At 63.7% G+C, this 20,985-nt stretch carries 17 protein-coding genes; 3 read left to right on the top strand and 14 right to left on the bottom strand.

Features of this window, described 5'->3' with window-relative positions:
• Positions 1-54 precede the first annotated feature (54 nt).
• The 12 genes from VQ071_RS02330 to VQ071_RS02275 form a co-directional block, all read right to left on the bottom strand.
• Positions 55-1,803, bottom strand: coding sequence for an extracellular solute-binding protein (locus tag VQ071_RS02330; protein ID WP_340512228.1), 1,749 nt, complete (start codon positions 1,801-1,803; stop codon positions 55-57).
• The gene (locus VQ071_RS02325) at positions 1,800-3,239 is read right to left on the bottom strand and encodes a response regulator transcription factor (protein WP_340512227.1); all 1,440 of its coding nucleotides are present in this window, start codon (positions 3,237-3,239) and stop codon (positions 1,800-1,802) included. The genes VQ071_RS02330 and VQ071_RS02325 overlap by 4 nt, the downstream gene beginning before the upstream one ends.
• Entirely contained in the window at positions 3,217-4,980 is a 1,764-nt protein-coding gene (locus VQ071_RS02320) for a sensor histidine kinase (protein WP_340512226.1), read from the bottom strand. The genes VQ071_RS02325 and VQ071_RS02320 overlap by 23 nt, the downstream gene beginning before the upstream one ends.
• A gap of 252 nt (positions 4,981-5,232) precedes the next feature.
• On the bottom strand, positions 5,233-7,032 hold the full coding sequence (locus VQ071_RS02315; RefSeq protein WP_340512225.1) for an ABC transporter substrate-binding protein: 1,800 nt from the start codon (positions 7,030-7,032) through the stop codon (positions 5,233-5,235).
• Positions 7,033-7,162: 130 nt separating this feature from the next.
• Complete coding sequence (locus tag VQ071_RS02310; RefSeq protein ID WP_340512224.1) at positions 7,163-8,059, bottom strand: carbohydrate ABC transporter permease; 897 nt, start codon at positions 8,057-8,059, stop codon at positions 7,163-7,165.
• 18 nt (positions 8,060-8,077) lie between these two features.
• A complete protein-coding gene (locus tag VQ071_RS02305; protein ID WP_340512223.1) occupies positions 8,078-9,052 on the bottom strand; it encodes an ABC transporter permease in 975 nt (324 codons plus the stop codon).
• A 467-nt stretch (positions 9,053-9,519) separates the two neighbouring features.
• Positions 9,520-10,449 carry a carbon-nitrogen hydrolase family protein gene (locus VQ071_RS02300; protein ID WP_340512222.1) on the bottom strand — a complete coding sequence of 310 codons (930 nt, stop codon included), beginning with the start codon at positions 10,447-10,449 and terminating at the stop codon, positions 9,520-9,522.
• Positions 10,450-10,495: 46 nt separating this feature from the next.
• Entirely contained in the window at positions 10,496-11,569 is a 1,074-nt protein-coding gene (locus tag VQ071_RS02295; RefSeq protein WP_340512221.1) for an ABC transporter ATP-binding protein, read from the bottom strand.
• 11 nt (positions 11,570-11,580) lie between these two features.
• On the bottom strand, positions 11,581-12,477 hold the full coding sequence (locus tag VQ071_RS02290; RefSeq protein WP_340512220.1) for an ABC transporter permease: 897 nt from the start codon (positions 12,475-12,477) through the stop codon (positions 11,581-11,583).
• A gap of 28 nt (positions 12,478-12,505) precedes the next feature.
• Positions 12,506-13,450 (bottom strand): ABC transporter permease, encoded by a 945-nt coding sequence (locus VQ071_RS02285; protein WP_340512219.1) that lies wholly within the window; start codon positions 13,448-13,450, stop codon positions 12,506-12,508.
• Between the two features lie 40 nt (positions 13,451-13,490).
• Positions 13,491-15,176, bottom strand: a complete 1,686-nt coding sequence (locus VQ071_RS02280) for an ABC transporter substrate-binding protein (protein WP_340512218.1) — start codon at positions 15,174-15,176, stop codon at positions 13,491-13,493.
• An 87-nt stretch (positions 15,177-15,263) separates the two neighbouring features.
• On the bottom strand, positions 15,264-16,241 hold the full coding sequence (locus VQ071_RS02275; RefSeq protein ID WP_340512217.1) for an ABC transporter ATP-binding protein: 978 nt from the start codon (positions 16,239-16,241) through the stop codon (positions 15,264-15,266).
• Between the two features lie 235 nt (positions 16,242-16,476).
• Here VQ071_RS02275 and VQ071_RS02270 point away from each other — a divergent pair, with 235 nt between their 5' ends.
• Both VQ071_RS02270 and VQ071_RS02265 read left to right on the top strand, forming a co-directional pair.
• The gene (locus tag VQ071_RS02270) at positions 16,477-17,865 is read left to right on the top strand and encodes an amidase (protein WP_340512216.1); all 1,389 of its coding nucleotides are present in this window, start codon (positions 16,477-16,479) and stop codon (positions 17,863-17,865) included.
• Between the two features lie 32 nt (positions 17,866-17,897).
• On the top strand, positions 17,898-18,116 hold the full coding sequence (locus VQ071_RS02265) for a hypothetical protein (protein WP_340512215.1): 219 nt from the start codon (positions 17,898-17,900) through the stop codon (positions 18,114-18,116).
• A 64-nt stretch (positions 18,117-18,180) separates the two neighbouring features.
• Here VQ071_RS02265 and VQ071_RS02260 read toward each other — a convergent pair whose 3' ends face one another.
• On the bottom strand, positions 18,181-19,149 hold the full coding sequence (locus VQ071_RS02260; protein WP_340512214.1) for a LysR family transcriptional regulator: 969 nt from the start codon (positions 19,147-19,149) through the stop codon (positions 18,181-18,183).
• A 7-nt stretch (positions 19,150-19,156) separates the two neighbouring features.
• Positions 19,157-20,149, bottom strand: a complete 993-nt coding sequence (locus VQ071_RS02255; RefSeq protein ID WP_340512213.1) for a LysR family transcriptional regulator — start codon at positions 20,147-20,149, stop codon at positions 19,157-19,159.
• Positions 20,150-20,314: 165 nt separating this feature from the next.
• Between VQ071_RS02255 and VQ071_RS02250 the strand changes: the two genes are divergently transcribed.
• Positions 20,315-20,941, top strand: coding sequence for a cysteine hydrolase family protein (locus VQ071_RS02250; protein WP_340512212.1), 627 nt, complete (start codon positions 20,315-20,317; stop codon positions 20,939-20,941).
• The last annotated feature ends 44 nt before the right edge of the window (positions 20,942-20,985 follow it).

Here is a 20,985-nt window from a genome sequence, read left to right as displayed (position 1 = left end):
TACAACAGTATAGCGCATAGGGCACGCGATGTCTCTAGCAAGAGCTTGTAGCCGTCAGGAGGATGCGGCCCGCACGGCCCCGGTCATCCGGTCCCCGCCCTCCGCATGCCAGCGCTTCACATAATCTTCGAACGCCGACAGCGGCAGCTCGCCCGTGATGATCTTGGCGTACGTCTCCGTCTCCAGATTCAGCAGGCGCGACCATTCGGCGGCTATCGACGGCGGCGGGTCCGCGAAGAAGGCGCCGATCTTCTCTGTCTCCGTCCGCTCTACGCTGCCCCACAGCTGATAGGCCGTCGAGCCGCTCCAGGCGTCGAGGTTCTTGCGCGGGGACTCCCGCTCGGTCAGGGAATCCTCGTACAGCCGCTTGGTCTCCTGATCGAGCTGCGCGGGATCGAGCTCTCCGGCCAGCGCCTTCGCGAGCCGGTCGTGCCGCTGGGCGATCGCGTCCGGATAGTCCAGCAGCAGGTCGAACGGATAATAGTTGCGCAGCTGGGTGTCGAGCTGCTCCGTCACCGCGAGCAAGCGCTTGGCGGCCGGATCCTGGTTGCGCTCGATGCGGGTGAATACGTTCAGCAGCTTGAGCGCCGCTTCGGGGTACGCGTAGCCTTTGCGGACGACGAGATAGCGGTCCGTGACCGGCGCCTCGCTGACGTTGAAGCGGCCCGCCTCGTCGAGCGGCACCGCGTACACGCGCCAGTCCGCCTTCGTGTCCTGGGAGATCGACTTGGACAGCGGATAGTACGGGGCCCACCACGGTCCGAAAAAGATGCCGGCCTTGTTCTCCGCCACCAGGTCCTGCGGGTCCTGACGCAGCATGAACTGCTGATCGAGCACGCCCGTGCGATACCATCCGGCGAGCAGCGCCAGCGCGGACTTGGCCTCCGGCTGCACCGAGCCGTATACGGGCAGCCCGTCCGGGCCCGCGACCCACTTGCGCGGGTAGGCGCCGAAGGCCGCGAACACGCTGTTCAGCCCGTTGTTGCCGGTCTTCTCGCCGTATACCATCTCGCGGTCGACCGGGATCCCCACCGTGTCCGGCTTGCCGTCGCCGTCGCGGTCGATCGCGCGGAACGCCGTCGCGATCCGCGCGATGTCTTCCAGCGTACGGGGCGGCGCGAGCCCGAGCTTGTCCAGCCAGTCCTGACGCAGCCATAGATAGGTCGGGGCGTCCGCTTCGATCGCGACATTGGGCAGTCCGTACAGGCGTCCGCCGATCGACGCCTCCTGCAGCGCCTTGCCGTCGGTCGCTTCGTAGAACGACTTCACGAGCGTCGACGCATACGCGGCATATACGTCCGTGAGATCCGCCAGTACGCCGGCGGCCGTCAGCTCCCTGAACTGCTGGCGGTCGACGACGAAGGCGTCGGGCAGGTCGCCGCTGCGGATGGCGTAGTCCATCTTGGCCGCGTACTGCACGCCGCTGGGCGCCTCCCAGGCGTACTTGATCGAGATGCCGGTCTGTTCGCCGAGATACCGGCTCACGAAGTTGTTCTCGCTCGTGTCGCCCTCCGGCAGCTCGATGTCGGAGTACTGGTGCGGGATGCGCAGCGTGACCGGCGTCTCGTACTTGGCGTAGGCCTGCCGGTCGGCCGGCGGGACGTCCGCGTCGGCGCCGTCCTGCGCCTGCCCGCCGCCCCCGCCGAAGCAGGCCGTCAACGCGAGCGCGCAGACGGCCAGCGCGGCCGCCGCCCGCGTTGCCCGCTTCGCCGCAGACGCAATCGCGCCCGCACCTCCTGCCTCCGCGGTCCGCCGCTCCCCATCCCGGCGCGCCCCGCCGCGCCTTGCGCCGGCCCGGGTCAAGGCGCGCCTCCCTCGAGCGCGCCTTGGAGCGCGCTCCGGTATTCGGACGGCAGCATGCCCGTCCGGTCGCGGAACAGGCGGCTGAAGTACTTGTCGTCCTCGAAGCCGACCCGGCCCGCGATGTCGCGGATCGGCAGATCCGTCGCGCGCAGCAGCTCCTTCGCCGCTGCGAGGCGCAGCTTGCGGAGCGCATCGCCGAACGGCTCGCCGGACGCGAACCGCTTGAAGCACTGGCTGAAATAGCTGCGGCTCATGCCGATCCGGCGCGCCACCTCGTCCTGATTCAGATCCTCTCCCGCATGTCCTTTCATATACAGCACGGCCCGGATCAGACTCGCGAACACTTCCCGCGACAGCGACAGCTCGACGAGCCGCTGCTGGGTGAGGAGCGCGGCGGCGGACAGCCAGCTTTTCCACTGTCTCCAGGCATACAGCGCCTCCGTCGCGTCAAGCGATGGCGACAACGATGGCGATGCCTCGCCCTCCTGTAAGCCGCTCCATCCCAGATAGACCGCCCACTCCGCGGCCAGCGACCGCAGCCAGGCCTGCAGCCGTGCAGGGTCCGGCTGCCACTGCTCGATCTGCGCGACGAATCTGCGCCAGTCGTCGCCGTACAGCAGCCAGCGGCACTCGGCCCACTCCCCGAACGCCGCGTCCAGCTCGGCGCCCGCCGGGCCGCCCTCCGCCCGCAGCTCGCTCAGGGCGACGGGGCGCCCGCCGGGCTCGCCGCTCGCGGCGTAGAATAGCCTGGCCGGCAGGCGTCCTGCGATCAGCCGCTCGGCTTCGCGCGCGGAGACGCGGTCGTCCTCGCCCGCCGTCACCCGGGCGGCCTGCCACTTGCCGGCGATATGCGCCGGCAGCTCGCGCAGCCACTCGTCCGCCTGCTGCGCCGGCGCCTGGCAGAGCCACAGCCCGCCCGCGAGGCGGCGCGGCTTGCCGTCGGTCGCGAGGCCCGCGAATGCAGGCGCCTCCTCCGAGGCCGCGGTTCCCTTGGGCGCCAGCACGACCGCCGATTCGAACGGACGCTGCGTACCCGCCGCCGTCACATGCCGCCGCTCCCAGTCGAACCGCTTGACGATGCGCTGCAGCGTCTCGTCCACGTTGCTCTTGTTGAGCAGCGTCTTGACGATGTAGTCGATCGCGCCGAGCCGCAGCGCCTCCTGCACGTAGTCGAATTCATGATAGCAGGTGAGGATGACCGCCTTGGTGCGGGGATACCGGCTGCGTGCCTGCTCGATCAGTTCGAAGCCCGACATGCCCGGCATGCCGATATCGACGAACATCATATCGACGTCCCGCTCGCCGAGCAGCGCCATCGCCGACGCGCCGTCCTTGGCTTCGCCGACGATGGCGATCCCGTAGGCGGACCAGTCGACCAGCGCGATGAAGCCGCGGCGCACCCGCTTCTCGTCGTCAACGACCAGCGCTTTGATCATAGAGCTCCACCTCGCTTCGAATCGGTATGTTCACGGACAGCGTCGTCCCTTCCCCCGGCGTGCTGCGGATGCGCAGCAGATCGCCGCTGCCGTAGTAGCTCTCGAGCAGCCGCTTGACGTACTTGAGCCCGATGCCCATGCCCCGCCTGGAGGCGCCCTGCTCCTGCTCCTCCGCGAGCAGCCCGGCCAGCGTCTCCTCGTCCATGCCCGGCCCGTTGTCCGTCACGCGCAGCGTCAGCATGCCCGGCGCATCCTGTAGCCGCTCCACCGCGATCGCGATCTCGCCGCCTTCCTCGCGCTGGCCGTGATAGATCGCGTTCTCCACGAGCGGCTGCAACAGGAACCGCGGCATCGCGATATCCTCCGTGCCCGGCTCGACCCGGATGACGAAGCGCAGCTCGTCCTCGTAGCGGCAGCTCTGCAGGTCGATATAATGCCGCAGCGCCTCGAGCTCCTGCCCGACCGTGACGATCAGGCTTCCTTTTCCCATATTATACTGCAGCACCTGCACGAGCAGCGTCACGATCCGGTCGATCTCCTCCTGGCCGCCCGCGCGCGCGACCCACTGCACCGTATTAAGCGTGTTGTGGAGGAAATGCGGATTGATCTGGCTGAGCAGCTTCTCCGTCTCGAGCTGGTACTTGGTCCGCTCGTTGTCGCCGATCTCGCGGATGAGCCCGTTCACCGTCGTCTTCATCACCTCGAAGCTGCCGAGCAGCTGGTCGAACTCCTCGACCTTCATATACTGGACGGGCGCCTCCCGGTCCCGGGTCATGCGGACAATCTCCCGGTTCACCTTGCGGATCGAGCCGTATACCTTGCGCCAGATCAGCATCGCGAGCACGATCGCGAACCCGACGGCGAACGTGAACAGCACCGCGAGCCTGCGGAACCAGGCGTTGATCTCCCGGTTGAACTCCCCCGTGCTGACCGCCGTCACCAGCTTCCAGCCCTGCGGGCTCTCGTAGCCGAACAGATAGTAGCCGCGATAGGGCCCGCTGCCGGAGGCCGCCACTTCCTCGTAGCGCAGCTTCGCCGGGTCGAGCGGCGGCACGCCGTCGTCCGCGAACAGCGCCTCCCCGTTCTCGTCGATCAAGTAATGCGACACCTTCATCCCGTACAGCGCGCTGTTCAGAATCTTGCGGAACAGGTTGTAGTTGGACTCCAGGTAAATGTAAACCGTCCTCTTCTGGTCGGTGCGCACGACGCGCAGGGACGAGATGACGGTGTTCTCGCTGTTCTTGTACTGCGTCCGGTGCGGTCCGCTGAACACGGCGCCCTTGTACTGCACGAACGCCGGCAGACGGTCGATCGCGAAGCCGTCGACGACGGGCAGGTTGTTGAACAGCACAGGCTCGGCGGCGAGCGGCATATAATAAACGGTGAGGCCCACATTGGGGCTCGTGAAGTTGACCAGGTTCAGGCTATCCTCGATGTCCTGCTTGATCTCCGCCTTGTCGTAGGTCTGGTTGGTCTTCAGATAACGGTTGATCAGGTCCGCCAGCCGGCCGTCCAGCGCGAACTGCTTGGAGACGAAGTCCAGGTCGTTCAGCATGTTCTCCATCCCGGTCGCCTCCTGCTTGAGGCTTGCGTCGATGCCGCTGCGAATCTTGCCCGTCAGGATCGAGTGGAGCGACGAGTACGTATAGACCGAGAACAGAATCGGCGGGAACAGGCAGGCGATCAGCAGGTAGATGACGAGCGTGTGCCTCAGCGTACCCTGCTTGAAGGGATGAGGCATCTTCAAATATCGCGACAGGAACAGTTGCTTGCATCCCCTCTCGTTGTGTTGGACTCGCCCCTCCTGTATACGCTTACTATTTTAGCATTACACGCACGTTCCCGACAGCCGCCGTCCTGCGCGCGCCGTCAGGCATTTATTGGGCGCCCGGACGGTTCTCCGGCCTTCCGCGCCCGCCGCAATGCCGCAAAAGCTTACCGCCGTCCCCGAACGAGGGCGGCGATAAGCTCCGGACAGCTGCGGCTTCATCTGTTATTTGGCGCGGTATTCGAATACCTTCTCGTTCTGCTGCTTGTTCCAGTTGAAGACGTCGTCGTAGCCGAGCCCCTTCGCCTTCGTGATCATTTCCTTTTTGAGCTTGTCGAATTCGGCTTCGTTCTTCGCAAATACCATCTTCCAGGAGTACTGCTTGATGACCTGCGCGACCTGACCCTGCTTCTGTGACAGCGCGTCGGAGATCACCTCCGGCGCGGTGCCGGTGAAAATCTGCTTGTTGATCGCGATCTTGCTGTTCTTCAGCAGGTAGTCCTTGGCGCTCGTCGCGCCGCCCATCGCGGCCCGCCACGTCTCCTCCAGCTTGTTCGGCGCCTGTGCGAGCGTCGACGTCCACAGCGTATAGTCGTACGGATCGCCCGTCTCGGGGTTAATGCTCGTCAGCTTGAACGTCGTGTTGTTGATTTGATTCATGCCGTCCTTCCACGTGCCGCCGCCGAACTCGTCGGGCACCGCCGTCGGATTGGACGGGAGCGCCTGCTGGCCGAAGTCCGTCAGCACGGGCTTGCCGCCTTCGAGCTTCCAGGCGAGCCCTTCCGGACCGTAGTTCGCGGCCATCGTGCCTTCCGGGCTGTACAGCCAGTCGAGGAATTCGAGCACCCGCTCCGGATGCTTCGCCTTGGCGCCGATCGCCCAGACGCGGTTGCCGCCGTACGGATTGTAGCCGTAGGAGAACGTGCGCTCCTCCTCGAACGGCACAAGCGCAAAGCCCTTGCCCGCGGCGAGACGCTCCGGCGTATTGTACGTGTTGAGCCACGGGAACCAGGTGAACAGCAGCTGGCCGTCCGTCATCTTGTTGACGACATCGTCGAACTTCTGCGTGAGCGAGTCGGGATCGACGAGGCCCATCTGGTTCGCGTCAAAGTACAGCTTGAGGCCGCGCATATAGTAGCCGCCCTCGTCGAGCACGCCCTGTACTTCGTTCTTGTCCGCGGAGATGAGCGTGAACCCGCCGTTGTTGAAGCCGTCCGTCTCGTCGAAGCCGTTCAGGCCCGCCCAAGCCTTCGTATTCATCATCATGTTGCCGTCCCAGTCCTGCCACATCGAGAATGCATAGGTCGGACGCCCGGAATCGCTCTTGGGCTCCAGCTCCTGCATCTTTTTGAGCACCGGGAGATAGTCTTCCATCTTTGTGATCTTCGGGCTGCCGGCCTTCACGTAGAGATCGTAGCGAAGATTCGGATTGTAGGTCATATCCTTGCCCTCGGACGGGCCGTCGCCTTCGCCAACATCGAAGCCGATGCCGTACACTTTGGAGCCGCCTCCGAAGTTCACCTTGTTTTTCTCGATCGCCTTCGGCGCGTACTTGAGAATATTCTGGCCATACTTGTCCAGCATGCCGTCCTGCGTCCAGTCGAGCAGCATGCCCGCCTTGATCGCGTCCTGATACTTCTGCCCGTCGTCGCCGAATACGACGAGGTCGCCCAGATTGCCTGCCGACATCATCGCGGAGAACTTGACGTCGCCGCCGCCCTCGAGATTCGAGGAGATGATGTTGAGATCGAGGTTGAACTTGTCCTTGACGATCTTCGCGAACCAGCCCTGCTGCTCGCCGGAGAAGTTCGACAGCATCGAGAACACGTCGATCTTGTAGGCGTCGCGCTGCGGCGCGGCGGAGGCGGAGGCGTCTGCGGATGCGCCGGACGAGGCCGAACCGGACGGCGCGGCGGACGGCGAAGCGTTGTTGTTATTGTTGCCGCCGGAGCAGGCTGCGAGACTCGCGGCGAGCAGGACGGCGACGGATGCGGTTAGCGCCTTTTTCTTTTTCAATTGCGGCACGGGTAGTCCTCCCTTTATATGTTGGCTGTCGGCGAAGCGGAAATAGCTTGGAGCGTCGGGCACTGCCGTTCAGATTGCGGCCTCCGGGCTCACCTCCTTAAATAGGCCGTAAATAGGCCGTTCCATCCCGTCATCCCTTGACGGCGCCGATCATGATACCCTTGACGAAGTAACGCTGGAAAAACGGATACACGAACAAAATCGGGATGACGACGATCATGGAGACGGTCGTGCGGATCGAGGTGGCCGTCTGCATCTTGGACAGGTCGATGTTGGCCTGGCCGCCGCTGCTGCGGATGATTGCGGCGAGCGAGTTGGACTCGTTGAGATACTTGTAGAGCACGAACTGCAGCGTGTAATAGGTCTGGTCCGTCATCAGGAAGACGGTATCGATGAATGAATTCCACTGCGTCACCGCCGCGAAGATGGCGATCGTGGCGGCGATCGGCTTGACGAGCGGCAGGATGATGCGGAAGAACAGCGTCATCGTCCCCGCACCGTCGATCTCCGCCGATTCCTGCAGCACCTCGGGCAGCGACTCGATGAACGTTTTGACCAGAATCACGTAGAACGGCGACACGATCATCGGCAAAATGTAGGCGAGGAAGTTGTTGGTCATATGCAGCTTCATCATGATGACGTACCACGGGATGATGCCCGCGTTGAAGTACATCGTGATCATGATGAACCGGTACCAGAACGTGCGGCCCCACATCTTGCGCTTGGTGAAAATGTAGCCGAGAAACGCCGAACCCGCGACCGTCGCCAACGTCCCGATCGCCGTCCTCCCGACCGAGATCAGCGTCGCCTGGGACAGCCCTTTGAGCTTCAGCACCTGAACGTAGTTGTTGAAGTGGATCTCCTTCGGATACCAGGTAACCAGGCCGCGGGAGCTCAGATCGTTGCTGCTGATCGTGTTGATGAACAGATAGTAGAACGGGAACACGCACAGCAGCGTGAAGAGTGCGAAAAACAGATAGTTGAACGTGTGGAACACTTTGTCTCCGGTCGAGCTGCGGATCTTCAAGTTCGGCTCCTCCTTTGCTTAGATGATCGATTCACCGCGGACCCACTTGGACAGCCGGTTGGCGAAGAACAGCAGCCCGATGCTGATGATCGACTTGAGCATGCTGACGGCCGTCGCAAACGAGAAGTTGGTGCCGAGCATGCCGGTGTTATATACGTAGAGGTCGAGCACCTCGATATGGTCCTTGTTGATCGGATTCTGGAACACGAAGTACTGCTCCATGCCGTTGTTGATGAAGTTCGCGATCGAGAGCAGCAGCAGGACGAAAAAGGTCGGCATGATGCCCGGCACCGTGATATTCCACATCTGGCGGAACCGGCCTGCGCCGTCGACCTTGGCGGCGTCGTACAGCTCCTGGTCGATCGAGGAGATCGCGGCGATGTACATGATCGCGCCCCAGCCGAGCCCTTTCCACGTCGACCACAATATCATCGAGAGCCAGGTGTGGCTGTCGCTGGCCAAGTAGTTGAAGCCGCGCTCCTGCAGGCCGAAATCGATCATGAGGCGGTTGATCAGCCCGTTGTCGACGTTGAACAGCATGAAGGCGATCGCGTAGACGAGCACCCAGCTGATGAAGTTCGGCAGCGTCGTCAGAATCTGCACTCCCTTCTTGAACCGCGCCGACCGGAGCTCCGTGAGCAGAATGGCGAAGGCTACCGGGAACACCGAGGTCAGGATGCCGAGCGTGCTCATCGCGACGGTGTTCTTCATCACGCGCAGCACCTCCTGCGTCTGCGTCGGATTCGCGAAGATCGAGCGGAACCACTGCAGCCCGACGAACGGCGTGTCGCTCAGCTTGAAGCCGGGGCGATAGTTGTAGAGCGAATAAATCCAGCCGTACAACGGCAGGTAGCTGAACAAAAAGACGAGCACCAGAAACGGAAACGCATACAAAAACAAGCGATAACGCTCCGATATGCCTCGTCTTCCGACGGACGGCCGATTGACGGCAGCGGTCTGAGGTGGCGGCGAAGTGCCGGCGGCCGAGCTCATAAAATTCCTCCTTCGGAATGATGCGAATGCTCCATGATGCTGCGGGACGGATGCGAATTCCCCATGTTGCGGCGGGACGATGCGAATTCCCCATGTTGCGGCGAGTCCGTCCATTCTCGGAAATCGTTTTCCAACAAACTGGCGATCTGCTGTATGCGCTCTCTTTTGCTTCTCCATTGTAGCGGGACGATGGAATGTAAGGGGATACAAAACGGTTCTGCCTTTGTGACAGCCGTCGCGAGTCAGCGAACGGCGATCTACCTCAAGCGCACAAAATTCCCACCTCCGCAAGGAGCGCAATTTTTGCGCTTATGGTGTGGCAGGCGCGGCGGGTTGGAGGCGTAGGCGCATTTTTTGCGCTTGGAGTGTGGCGGGGGCGGCGTTCAGCTTAAAAAGCGCCGCGGAGATGCTCCGCGACGCAAGTTGCTTATCTGCATGCCTATATCAGCCTCAGCTTGCCCCCAACCTCAGCTAACCGCCGCGATCCCCGCCGCCTTGCGGCCGCTCCACTTCTCGTTCGTCTTCAGCCGCTCCAGCAGGTCGGCATAAATGTCGGGACGCCAGTCCGGCACGCCCGTGATCGGGTTGTCGTTGTACAGCGTCAGCAGCTTGCGCGCCTTGTCGGAGAGCGAGAGGTCGATCGTGGCGAGCAGCAGCGCCTCGTCGTTCTCCACCGGCTCCGCATAATACGAGGAGCCGATGCCGGATACCTTCGGACCGGCGACGAGGCTGCCGCCCGGGAACAGCATATCCTTGTCGGGCCCGGCGAGATTGGAGCTGACGAGGAACTGGCCGTTCTCGATGGCGCGCGCCTTGAGCAGCGTATAGTAGAAATCCTGCCAGCCGTCGATGTTGTGCACGGCCGTCGGATTCAGGTACAGACGGGAGCCGAGCGCGGCGTAATAGCGGAACAGTTCCGGGAAGCTGTACGTATCGTAGCAGATGCCCACGCCGACCGGTCCCCACGGCGTATCGAACAGCAGCGGCTCGCTGCCCTTTTTCGCCCAGAGCGACTCCTTGCCGGCCGGATGGATCTTGCGGTAGCAGCCGACGATGCCCTCGGGCCCGACGACGAGCGCGGAGTTGTACAGCGTGCCGGTCGGCGCGTCCCGCTCGGGCAGGCCGACGATCGCGTAGACGCCGTGCCGCTTCGCCGTCTCGGCGAGCGACTCCGCTGCCGGCCCCGGCACCGTCTCGGCGTCCCGCTGCTGCATCGCGATGCCGTCATTGTCCACGTTGTAGCCGGTCAGCGCCATCTCCGGGAACAGGACGATTTTCGCCCCGCGTTCGGCAGCCGCTTTGATATACTCCTTGATGCGCTTCAGATTGCCCGCCTTGTTGCCCCACTCCGCGTTAAAGTTAACCGTCGCTACCGTTACGATATTTTCGTATGCCATGTTCGATCTCTTCCCTTCATTATATATATGGTTTGAATGCCGGCCTTTAAATGGCCGGCGTGCCCGACAGCGCGGGCGTATCCCCTACGAGCAGGAAGCAGGCCGCCGTATGGCCGGGCGCCAGCTCCCGCAGCGCCGGCGCCTCCTCGGCGCAGCGCGCCATCGCATGCGGGCAGCGCGTGCGGAAGCGGCAGCCGGACGGCGGATTGAGCGGACTCGGCAGATCGCCCTTGAGCGCTCCCTCTTCCTCGCTGACCGCCGTCGCCCGCTCCGCAATATCGACCGAAGGCGCGGAGGCGAGCAGCGCCTTCGTGTACGGATGGGCGGCGGCGCCGAAGACGCGGGCGGTCGGCCCTTTCTCCACGACCCGGCCCAGGTACATGACCATCACCTCGTCGCTCATATACTCCACCACATGCAGGTCGTGGGAGATGAAGATGAGCGACAGCGACAGCTCGCGCTTGAGCTCCTGGAACAGGTTGAGCACCTGGGCCTGCACCGACTTGTCGAGCGCGGACACGGCTTCGTCGGCGATGACGATGTCCGGCTCGAGGATGAGCGCCCGGGCGATCGCGACCCGCTGCCGCTGCCCGCCGCTCAGACTGCCGGGCAGCCGGTCCGCATGCGCACGGGACAGTCCGACGGCATCGAGGTAATGGTGCGCACGCTCCCTCGCCTGCGTCTTGCCTGCACCGTTCGCCAGCAGCGGGAAGGCGACGTTGTCGAGCACGGACATTTGCGGATCGAGCGACGAGTACGGATTTTGGAATACCATCTGCATCTTGGTGCGCGCCTTCTTCATTGCCGTACCCTTTAACGAGAGCAGGTTCGTCCCTTCATAGTTGACCTCTCCCCGGTCCGGCTCGATGAGCCGCATCAGCAGCCGTGCGAGCGTGGACTTGCCGCAGCCCGACTCGCCCACGATGCCGAGCGTCCCCTGCTTGGGCAGCGCGAACGAGACGCCGTCGACGGCGGACACGCCGCCCTTGCGCCGGCCCAGCATGTCGCGGATGGGGAAGGTCTTGCCGATGCCGTTCACCTGCAGGATGTCGGCCTGGCCGAAAACGCCCTGAAGCGCGGTCCTGCGCCCGGTAACCGCCGTTGCTTGTTGAATCGCCATGCCGGTCCCTCCTATCGTTTGAGTTCGAGCGCGTCGCTCAAGGCGTCGGATACGAGATTGAGCGACAGCGACGTCAGGAAGATGAATGCGCCCGGCACGATCGTGACCGCCGGATTGATGAAGATGAGCTGCTTCAGGTTGTTGAGCATGAAGCCCCATTCGGGCGTCGGCGGCGACACTCCGAGGCCGAGGAAGCTGAGGCCAGAGGCGACCATGAGGCAGACGCCGATGAGCGAGGTGGCGAAGACGAAGACTTTGGCGAAAATATTGCGCAGCACATGCGCCCGGATGATGAGCAGCGCCCCGGCCCCGCTCGAGCGCGCGGCCTCGATGAACTCCTCCTTGCGCACCTCCTTGACTGCGCTCTCGGCGATGCGGGCGATCGGCGGGATGAAGACGACCGTCGCGGAGATGATGATGTTCGTGATGCCGGGACCGAGCGCGGCCGAGATGCCGATCGCGAGCAGGATGGCGGGAAACGAAAATACGATGTCCAGCGCCCGCATGATGATCGTGTTGGTCCAGCCGCCGAAGTAGCCGGCGGCGATGCCCAGGCCGCCGCCGATAATGCCGGCGAGCAGTACGGGCAGCACGCCGGACAGCAGGCTCAGGCGGCCGCCGTACAGGACGCGGGACAGAATATCGCGGCCCTGTTCGTCCGTACCGAGGATATGGCCCGGCGCGCCCAGCTTCAGCAGGCGGTCGGTCACCTCGCCGGCGCTCGGGTCGTAAGGCGCGACCCACGGCGCGAGCAGGCAGGCAAGCACGATGACGAGCAGGACGAGCAGCGCGGCCAGCGCGACCTTGCGCCTGGCGAAGGCGGCGAAGACGAGGGCGGCCCGGGAGGGCTCGCGCCTCGCGGAGGCGAGTGCCTGCGGGTCTCCGGCTGCGGTGGCTTGAATCGACATAGGCGCTCCTCCTTAAGCAGTTGGTAGGTTAAGCTTGCCGCACCCGCGGGTCCATCGCCGCGTGCACGGCGTCGACGATCAGATTGAGCAGCACGAAGGCGACGGCGATGAACAGGACGCCGGCCTGCACGACCGGGAAGTCGCGCTGGCCGATCGCCTGGTAGATGACCTGGCCGACGCCCGGCCAGGCGAATACCGTCTCGACGAGCACGGAGCTGGCGAGCAGCGCGCCGAACTGGAGGCCGGTGACGTTCAGAATCGTCGGCATCCCTCCGCGCAGCACATGCCGCAGGATCGTGAAGGGCCGGACGCCCTTCGCCTTCAGCGCGAAGATATAGTCCTGCTGCAGTACGCCCGATACCGTGGAGCGCACCATGCGGGTCAGTACGCCGACGCTGGCAAGCGCGGTCGCAGCCGCCGGGAGGATCAGATGATCGACCGTGTCGCCGAATCCGCCGCCGCCGACCTTGGACATGCCCGACGAGGGCAGCCAGCCGAGCGTGACGGAGAAGATGCCGATCAGGATGAGCGCGGCCCAGAAGTTCGGCAGGCCGATGCTCGCGAGGCTGAGGCCGTTGAACAGCGAGGCGAGCGGCGACTTGGGCCGATACGCGCTGTACACGCCGACGATCAGCGCGACGACGAACGAGGCGAGCGCTGCGGCGGCGGTCAGCAGCAGTGTGTTCTTGAAGGCGGGCAGCAGCATCTCGGTCACGGGCAGCCGGCGCGCCACCGAGTCACCGAGATCGCCCTGCATGACGCTGCCGAGCCAGTAGAAGTACTGCACGGCGACCGGCTTGTCGAGACCGAGCTGGGTCCGCACGAGCGCGCGCTCGGCTTCGGAAGCGTCCGGCGGCACGATCGCATTGACCGGATCGCCGGGCACGATCTTCAGCATGAGGAATACGATGACCGACACGCCCAGCAGCGTCGGGATCATGAGCAATATTCGTTTCCAGACGAATGAGGCCATAGACACAGCTCCTCCCGTTAAGTTGTTGGCACTGCCCGGTTTATTCGATCGAGATCGTCTTCAGATCCGCGAACCAGGATTGCGGCTGCACGAAGCCCTTGACCTTGGGCGACAGCGCACGGAGATTGAGATCGTGCACGACGTAGATCCACGGGGCGTCATCCGCCAATATTTTGGACGCTTGCCTCAGGTACTCGTCCTGCTTGGACTTGTCGAACTCGCCCATCGCCTTGTCAAGCAGCGCGTCGTAGTCCTTGTTCGAATAGCCGCCGATGTTGATGCCGTTCGGGAAGATCGCCGACGATGCGAAGAAGGTCGCATAAAAGGATGGCGAGATCGTCGGCAGCGAGATGTTGTAGGCGCCCACTTCCTTGTCCTTCGGGAAGCCCTGAATGTATGAGGTAAGCAGCGACTGCCACTCGATCGACTCGATCTTCACGTCGATGCCCACGGCCTTGAGGTTCTTCTGTACATACTCGTTCATCTGAATCGGCCACATGTTGCCCGAGCCGCTCGTCGGGACGACGAACGTCGTCTGGAAGCCGTTCGGATAGCCCGCTTCGGCGAGCAGCCGCTTCGCCTTCTCCGGATCGTAGCTGTACGGCTCCGCCGCGTCGTTGAACCAGGCATGGCCTTGGTACATCGGCTGGGTGGCCGGCTTGGCCGCGCCGCCGAGCAGTGCCGTGCTCATGCCCTCGCGGTCGATGGCGTAGTTGGCGGCCTGGCGGACGCGCACATCCTTCCACGGACCATCCTGCAGGTTCAGTACATACGGCCACACATGCGGATAAGGGTTGGTGAGAATCTGATAGCCGGCCGACTTCAGCAGCTCGATCGACTCCGTCGGCGGCACCTCCGCCCAGTCCACCTCGCCCGACTGGATCGCGGCCAGACGCGCGGATGGATCGCTGATCGGGCGCAGCACGATTTTGTCCAGCTTGGGCGCGCCGCCCCAGTAGCTTTCGTTTTTGGCGAGCACCATCTCCTGACCCTGCTTCATGCTCACGAACTTGAACGGCCCCGTGCCGACCGGCTGGGAAGAGAAGCTCTTGCCGCTCTTCTTGATCGCGTCCGGGCTGCCGATCAGGATGTTGGTCAGGTCGTAGGGCAGGAAGCTGTACGGGACGGTCGTCTTGAACGTAACCGTAGCGTCGTCGACCTTGGCATACGAAGCGATGTAGCGCAAGCCGCTGGCGCTGTTGCCCGCGAGCTGGGCGTCATAGAACTCGCTCTTGGGATTGCGGATCCGGTCGAGGGCGAAGATGACGGCGTCGGCGTCGAACGGCGTGCCGTCCGTGAAGCTGACACCCTGGCGCAGATGGAACGTCCACATCGTATTGTCGCTGTCCGACGTCTCCCACGATTCGGCCAGACCGGGCTTCAAGGCGGCGGGAGCGTCGGACTTCGACAGATCCCAGTTGACCAGCGCGTCGTAGATTTGAAAGCCGACAAAGCGGAAGCCCTCGTAGCCCTCGGTCGGATACGTGTCCGGGACCGGCAGATTGGCCGCCGACATGCCGATGACGAGCGTCTGCGCCTTGGCGGAGCCGCCGCTGCCGGCGGAGGACGCGCCGCCGCTCGCGGCTTTGTCGTTGCCGCCGCAAGCGGCGAGCAGCAGCAGCATGGCTGCGGTCAGGGCGGCGAACAGCGGCTTCCAAAGCTTGTGTGGCTGGCGGTTCTCGCGGTGCTGGCGGTATACAGTCGTCGGCTTGTGTATGGTTCTCATCGTACCCCTCCGGTTGGCGGCATTTGCGCCTCTTTTTGTCTGATTATTCTGTCTTTTTAGCTTGAAAAGCGGTCTCTCCGGGTGCCGTCACTGCGCTATCGGCTGCGCGCCGGCCAGCAAGTGACAGGCCGCGCCGTGCGATTCGCCGTACGTCGTGAACGACGGCTGGGAGGTCCGGCACGCCTCCTGCGCATGGTTGCAGCGGTCGGCGAAGGCGCAGCCTCCGGGCATCGCCGTGATGAGCGGCGGCTGTCCGGGAATGGCCGGCAGCCGGCCGCGCTGGCCGCGCTTGGGCGTCGCCTCAATGAGGCCTACCGTATACGGATGCGACGGCGCGGACAATATCTGGCGCGCTCTGCCGTACTCGACGATCTTGCCCGCGTACATGACCGCTATATCGTCGGCCATCTCCGCCGCGACGCCGATATCGTGCGTGACGAGCACGATCGACATCCCGAGGTCGCGCTGCAGCTCCTTGAACAGCCGGAGAATCTGCGCCTGAATCGTCACGTCCAGCGCTGTCGTCGGCTCGTCTGCGAGCAGCAGATCCGGGTCGCAGGCCAGCGCCATCGCGATGACGGCCCGCTGCCGCATCCCGCCGCTCATCTCGTGCGGGAAGGCGCGCATCCGCTCCTCCGGCGCCGGGATGCCGACCTTGCCGAGCAGCTCCGCCGCCCGCCGCCGCGCTTCTGCCTTGCTCGTCTTGCGATGCGCCCGGATCGTCTCTACAATCTGATCGCCCACCCGGTAGAGCGGATCGAGCGCCGACAGCGCATCCTGGAAGATCATCGAGATCCGGTTGCCCCGTATTTCCGCCATCTCCTTGTCAGAATGCGCGAGCAGCTCTTCGCCCTCCAGCCGGATCGAGCCTCCGAGCCTCGCGCCGGCAGGCTTGAGATTCAATATAGATCGAAGCATGACGCTCTTGCCCGAACCGGATTCCCCCAGCACGACCAGCGTCCGTCCCTTGCGCACCTGCAGCGACACCTCTCTCACGGCCGGCACCATCGCGCCTCCGATCCTGAATTCCGTCACCAGACGATCGATCTGCAGCAGTTCCGTCATGTTGTCACCCTCCTCGTTCGGATTGGGAAAGCCCTTGTGTCACCAATACTAACACAAACATTACCGAACCAGGATATCGAAACATTCTATACCCTCCAGATACGTTTCAAAGCCGATTTTCATGTTATATTACCTCACAAATAAGCGAGCGAAGCTGTGAATGTTCGGATTTTCTGCTTATACACAGCGAACTTCGCCCGCTTATTCATCTATCTTGACAAGGAGGCTTCCGCTTTTGAAAACGATCAACCCCCAGCTGTCGTACGCCCCCATCCATGAACTGGCAGCGCAGATCGAGACACGCCGAATCTCGCCGGTAGAGCTCGCCGAGGCGTCGATCGCGCGCGCCGCGGACCTGAATCCGAAGCTCAACGCCTTCGTCACGCTGACGGCGGAGCTCGCGCTCGCGCAGGCCCGGCAGGCCGAGGCGGAGATTATGGGCGGCGGCTACCGCGGCCCGCTGCACGGCATCCCGATCGCGCACAAGGATCTCTACTACACCAAAGGCATCCTGACGACATGCAGCTCCAAAATAATGTCGGACTTCGTGCCTGACTACGACGCGACGACCGTCGCCAAGCTCCATGCGGCAGGCTCGGTACTGCTCGGCAAGGTGCAGACGCATGAGTTCGCATGCGGCGCGACGACGGGCAGCCCGCACTTCGGCCCCTGCCTGAATCCGTGGGACACCGGTCATGTACCGGGCGGCTCGAGCGGCGGCTCCGGCGCCGCAGTCGCCGCGGGCATCGCCTACATGGGTACGGGCTCGGATACAGGCGGCTCGATCCGCATCCCGGCCGCCTGCTGCGGCGTCGTCGGCATCAAGCCGACCTACGGACGTGTGAGCAAGCACGGCGTGTTCCCGATGGTATGGTCGCTCGATCATGCCGGTCCGCTCACGCGCTGCGTGAAGGACGCTTCGATCTGCCTGGACATCATGTCCGGCTACGATTCGCTCGACGAATCGACGGTCGACCTGCCGGCGCCCGGCATGCGGGATTATGGCGACAGCCTGAAGGGCGTGAAGCTGGGCATCCCGACGGACTTCTACTATGAGAACATAAGCGCCGACGTAGAAGCCGCCCTGCATGCGGCGATCGCCAAGTTCAGGGAGCTCGGCGCGGAGATCGTCGAGGTGAAGCTGCCGATGATCCACCGTGCGCAGGGCATCGCCATGGCGATCTGTCTGGGCGAGCTGTCCGCCATCCACGAGGAATGGATCTCGACCCGCCCAGAGGATTACGGTCCGGACGTCCGCATGATGATCGAGAGCGGCAAGGATCTGCCCGCCTCGGCTTACTTGCAGGCGCAGCGTGCGCGCCACCTCGTCGTGCAGGACTTCCTGGACGCACTGTCGGGCGTCGACGCGCTGCTTACCCCGGTCACACCGACCACTGCGCCGGCGCTCGGCGACTTCGACGCCTCGCTCCAGCTCGCGCGCCTGACGATGCCGACCAATCTGACCGGTCTGCCGAGCCTCTCGATGCCGTGCGGCTTCTCCCCGGCCGGTCTGCCGGTCAACATGCAGCTCATCGGGCGGCCGTTCGAGGAGGCCGCCGTGCTCGGGATCGGCCATGTCTACGAGCGCAGCACCGAATGGCATACCCGCCACCCTTCGCTGTGAACGGAAACGATTAGAAAAGAGGAGAGATTGGAATGGGAGAATACGAGGAAAAACGAACGGACAATTCGGCTGCCCCCGCTGCGAACGGTGCCGGTGCAGGCGCAGGCAGTCCCGGCAAGGAGTTGACGGAGCGGGATAAGCTGGCCTTCGCCCGCTTCTCCGCGGCGCTCGGCAGTCTGAAAGGGCTCGATCTGACGGGCATCGAACCGACCCTGCCCCCGACGTACAAAGCGGCGCGGTACCGCACCTGACGGTCCGCCCGCGGCTGCGATCCGGCAGCGCGGACCGGCGCGGGGGCGGCATCGGGCGTCCCTGTCAGGCCAGCCGGTAAGCCGGATCGATCTGCTGCACATATGCCTGCAGCGCGGACAGAATGACCGCCGACAGCTCCGCGACCGGCTGCGGCGAGGCGGGCGCGCTGGCATGGCTCAACAGAATCGGGAGGCTGAGATACGCCTCCGGCATGAGGCGCGCATGGAAGGGCAGCGGACCGCCGAGCAGCTGATAGATCGAGGTGACCGGCACGAACGTGTAGCCGAACCCGCCGGCCACGATATCGAGCGCAGCCTCGATATCCTGCACGATGTGGAACCGGTCCGGAATGTCGCCGAACAGCTTGAGGAACGCCTGGCTCGTCACCTTCGGGAACGACAGCAGCGGCGCGCTCTCGAACAGCACGAAGCGCTTGTCCTTCAGCAGATGCGCATTGCTCATGTCGGGCCGGATGTCCGGGTAGCCCGTCTTGGGGTAGAGCAGCACAAAGCGGTCATTCGCCAGATGATGCGACACGAGATTCGGCCGAGGCCCCGTCGTATAGTGAAGGCACAGATCGAGACTGTCGCAATCGGCGAGACTGAGCAGCAGCTCCGAGGTTTTGGTGACGAACTTGCACTCGGCGTCGGGCACCGCCGCCTGGATGCCGCGAACGAGCGGCTTCATGAACGCGGGGAAAAAGAACGACTCCACGCCGACGCGCAGCCGCAGCGCATCGGTGATCGCGTCGATAGGACCGCCCGCCGTGCGCTCTCCGCGCCGGCGCAGCAGCGTCGCCGCCTCCTCGAGCGCCTCGAACATGCCGATCGAGTACGTCAGGAAAAATCGGCCGTGCTTCGTGAGCCGGATGCCGTCCCAGCTCCGGTCCAGCAGGCTGACGCCCAGGTCCCGCTCCAGCTTCTTGAGCCGGGCGCTCAGCGTCGGCTGTGTCACATGCAGCGCCTGCGCCGCACGGGAGATGCTCTTCTCCCGCGCGACGGCGACGAAGGAATGCAGACCTTCCATGTCCATGGCTGCTTCAGCCCCCTTTCCGTCTGTAGCCGTACGCTTCCTTGCCGACGAACGCCTCTTCCATGGACGCCTTCAGCCGATCCGTGATCGCCCTGCCGATCTCCTCGATCGGATGACGGCCGGCCGCCGTCTGCGAGAGCGTGATGAACACCGGGGAGATGAGGAAGTCGGCCTCCAGCTCGATCGCCCGGAAGGGCAGCGGGCCGCCCATCAGGTGCAGCAGGCTCGACCTGGGGATGAACGTATAGCCGAACCCGCAGCTCAGCATATCCGCCATCACCGTCACGTCGTTCACGATGTGGAAGCGCTCCGGCACCCGGCCGAGCAGATGATGGAACACCCGCTCGGTCACCTCGCTGTACTGGCGCAGAGGCGAATTGTCGAAAAGAATGAACGGGCGGTCCGCCAGCAGCGGCGCATTGGAGAGATCGTCCTCGATATGCGGGTAGCCTTCCGAAGGAACGAGCAGCACCGCCCTGTCGAACTGAACGAGCCGCGAATGCGGGTGCAGATCGCCGACGTAGTTGAAGTTCAGACACAGATCCAGACTGTCGCAGTCGACCATGCCTGTCAGCAGGTCGGACGTCTTGTTCACGAACCGGCACTCCGCATCCGGCACGACGGACCGGACGCCCGCGATGATCGCAGGCAGGAAGGCCGGGTAATAGAACGATTCGATCCCGATCCGCAGCCTCCGCTCGTTGGCGATCGCCTCCAGCGGACGCTCCAGAATGCCGCCGCCGCCGTCCTGGTTCAGAATGGCCGCGGCCTCCTCGACCTGCTGGAACAGATCGACGGAGTAGGACAGGAAAAACCGCCCCTCCTTCGTCAATCGTATGCCGTCCCAGCTGCGCGCCAGCAGCGTGACGCCCAGGCCCTCCTCCAGCTTGCGGAGACGGGCGCTTAGCGTCGGCTGCGTCACATGTAGCGCCTGGGCGGCCTTGGATATGCTTTTCTCCCTGGCAACGGCGATAAAGGAGTGCAAGCCTTCCATATCCATCGCGTCCGCACCTCCAGCTCCGTCTGTCTGTCGTTATGTAATATTCTATAACATCATTCGAGCAGATAGTAGCTTCAATTCATGCCAGCCTCATCACACCTGACTTTTTCCGGTCCGATATCCGCCAGTTAGCCCCACCAAACCCATATAACGGAGGTTATATTCATGAGCAACCAGCTGAATCCGCAAGATACCGTCCTTATCGTCATCGATATGCAAAACGATTTTTGCCACGAGGACGGCGCCTCCGCCAAGCGCGGACTCGCCGATATCACCGCCTTCCAGGCTTGCGTGCCGAAAATCGACGGCCTGATCGGCCAGGCACGCGCGGTCGGCGTGCCCGTCGTGTTCGTTTATATGACATTGGACGACACGACGATATCCGAAGCCTGGACGAACAAGCACGGCACCGGGATGTCCATCGTGATCAAGGGCAGCTGGGGCGCCGACTTCTACAAGCTGTACCCGCAGCCCGGCGACGCCGTCGTCGAGAAACACCGGTACAGCGGCTTCATCGGCACAAACCTGAACCTGATCCTGCGCTCCATGGGCTGCAAATCCATCGTACTGACCGGCGTGCTCACCAATGTGTGCGTAGAGTCGACGGCACGGGACGGCTTCATGCTCGACTACAACGTCACCCTCGTGTCCGACGCCTGCGCGGGCTCGAGCCCCGAAGCGCATGCCGGCACGCTCGCCAACATCGCGAACGTCTTCGGCTCGGTGCTGAGCGCCGAGCAAGTAGGCGCCGCCTGGAGCGCCGCGGCCTCGCCGGTCGAGGCGTCGGCCTGAGGCGAATCCGCCTGAGCGCCATATAAACAAAGAGCACCCTCGAT

Source organism: Cohnella sp. 56 (assembly GCF_037963805.1).
GTDB lineage: Bacteria > Bacillota > Bacilli > Paenibacillales > Paenibacillaceae > Cohnella.
This window is presented reverse-complemented; position numbering and strand designations above follow the sequence as displayed.

Coding starts and splice junctions, on each gene's coding strand:
- VQ071_RS02325 (WP_340512227.1), bottom strand. CDS start 3,239: ATGATCAAAGCGCTGGTCGTTGACGACGAGAAGCGGGTGCGCCGCGGC.
- VQ071_RS02320 (WP_340512226.1), bottom strand. CDS start 4,980: ATGCCTCATCCCTTCAAGCAGGGTACGCTGAGGCACACGCTCGTCATC.
- VQ071_RS02305 (WP_340512223.1), bottom strand. CDS start 9,052: ATGAGCTCGGCCGCCGGCACTTCGCCGCCACCTCAGACCGCTGCCGTC.
- VQ071_RS02300 (WP_340512222.1), bottom strand. CDS start 10,449: ATGGCATACGAAAATATCGTAACGGTAGCGACGGTTAACTTTAACGCG.
- VQ071_RS02295 (WP_340512221.1), bottom strand. CDS start 11,569: ATGGCGATTCAACAAGCAACGGCGGTTACCGGGCGCAGGACCGCGCTT.
- VQ071_RS02290 (WP_340512220.1), bottom strand. CDS start 12,477: ATGTCGATTCAAGCCACCGCAGCCGGAGACCCGCAGGCACTCGCCTCC.
- VQ071_RS02285 (WP_340512219.1), bottom strand. CDS start 13,450: ATGGCCTCATTCGTCTGGAAACGAATATTGCTCATGATCCCGACGCTG.
- VQ071_RS02280 (WP_340512218.1), bottom strand. CDS start 15,176: ATGAGAACCATACACAAGCCGACGACTGTATACCGCCAGCACCGCGAG.
- VQ071_RS02275 (WP_340512217.1), bottom strand. CDS start 16,241: ATGACGGAACTGCTGCAGATCGATCGTCTGGTGACGGAATTCAGGATC.
- VQ071_RS02265 (WP_340512215.1), top strand. CDS start 17,898: ATGGGAGAATACGAGGAAAAACGAACGGACAATTCGGCTGCCCCCGCT.
- VQ071_RS02260 (WP_340512214.1), bottom strand. CDS start 19,149: ATGGACATGGAAGGTCTGCATTCCTTCGTCGCCGTCGCGCGGGAGAAG.
- VQ071_RS02255 (WP_340512213.1), bottom strand. CDS start 20,149: ATGGATATGGAAGGCTTGCACTCCTTTATCGCCGTTGCCAGGGAGAAA.
- VQ071_RS02250 (WP_340512212.1), top strand. CDS start 20,315: ATGAGCAACCAGCTGAATCCGCAAGATACCGTCCTTATCGTCATCGAT.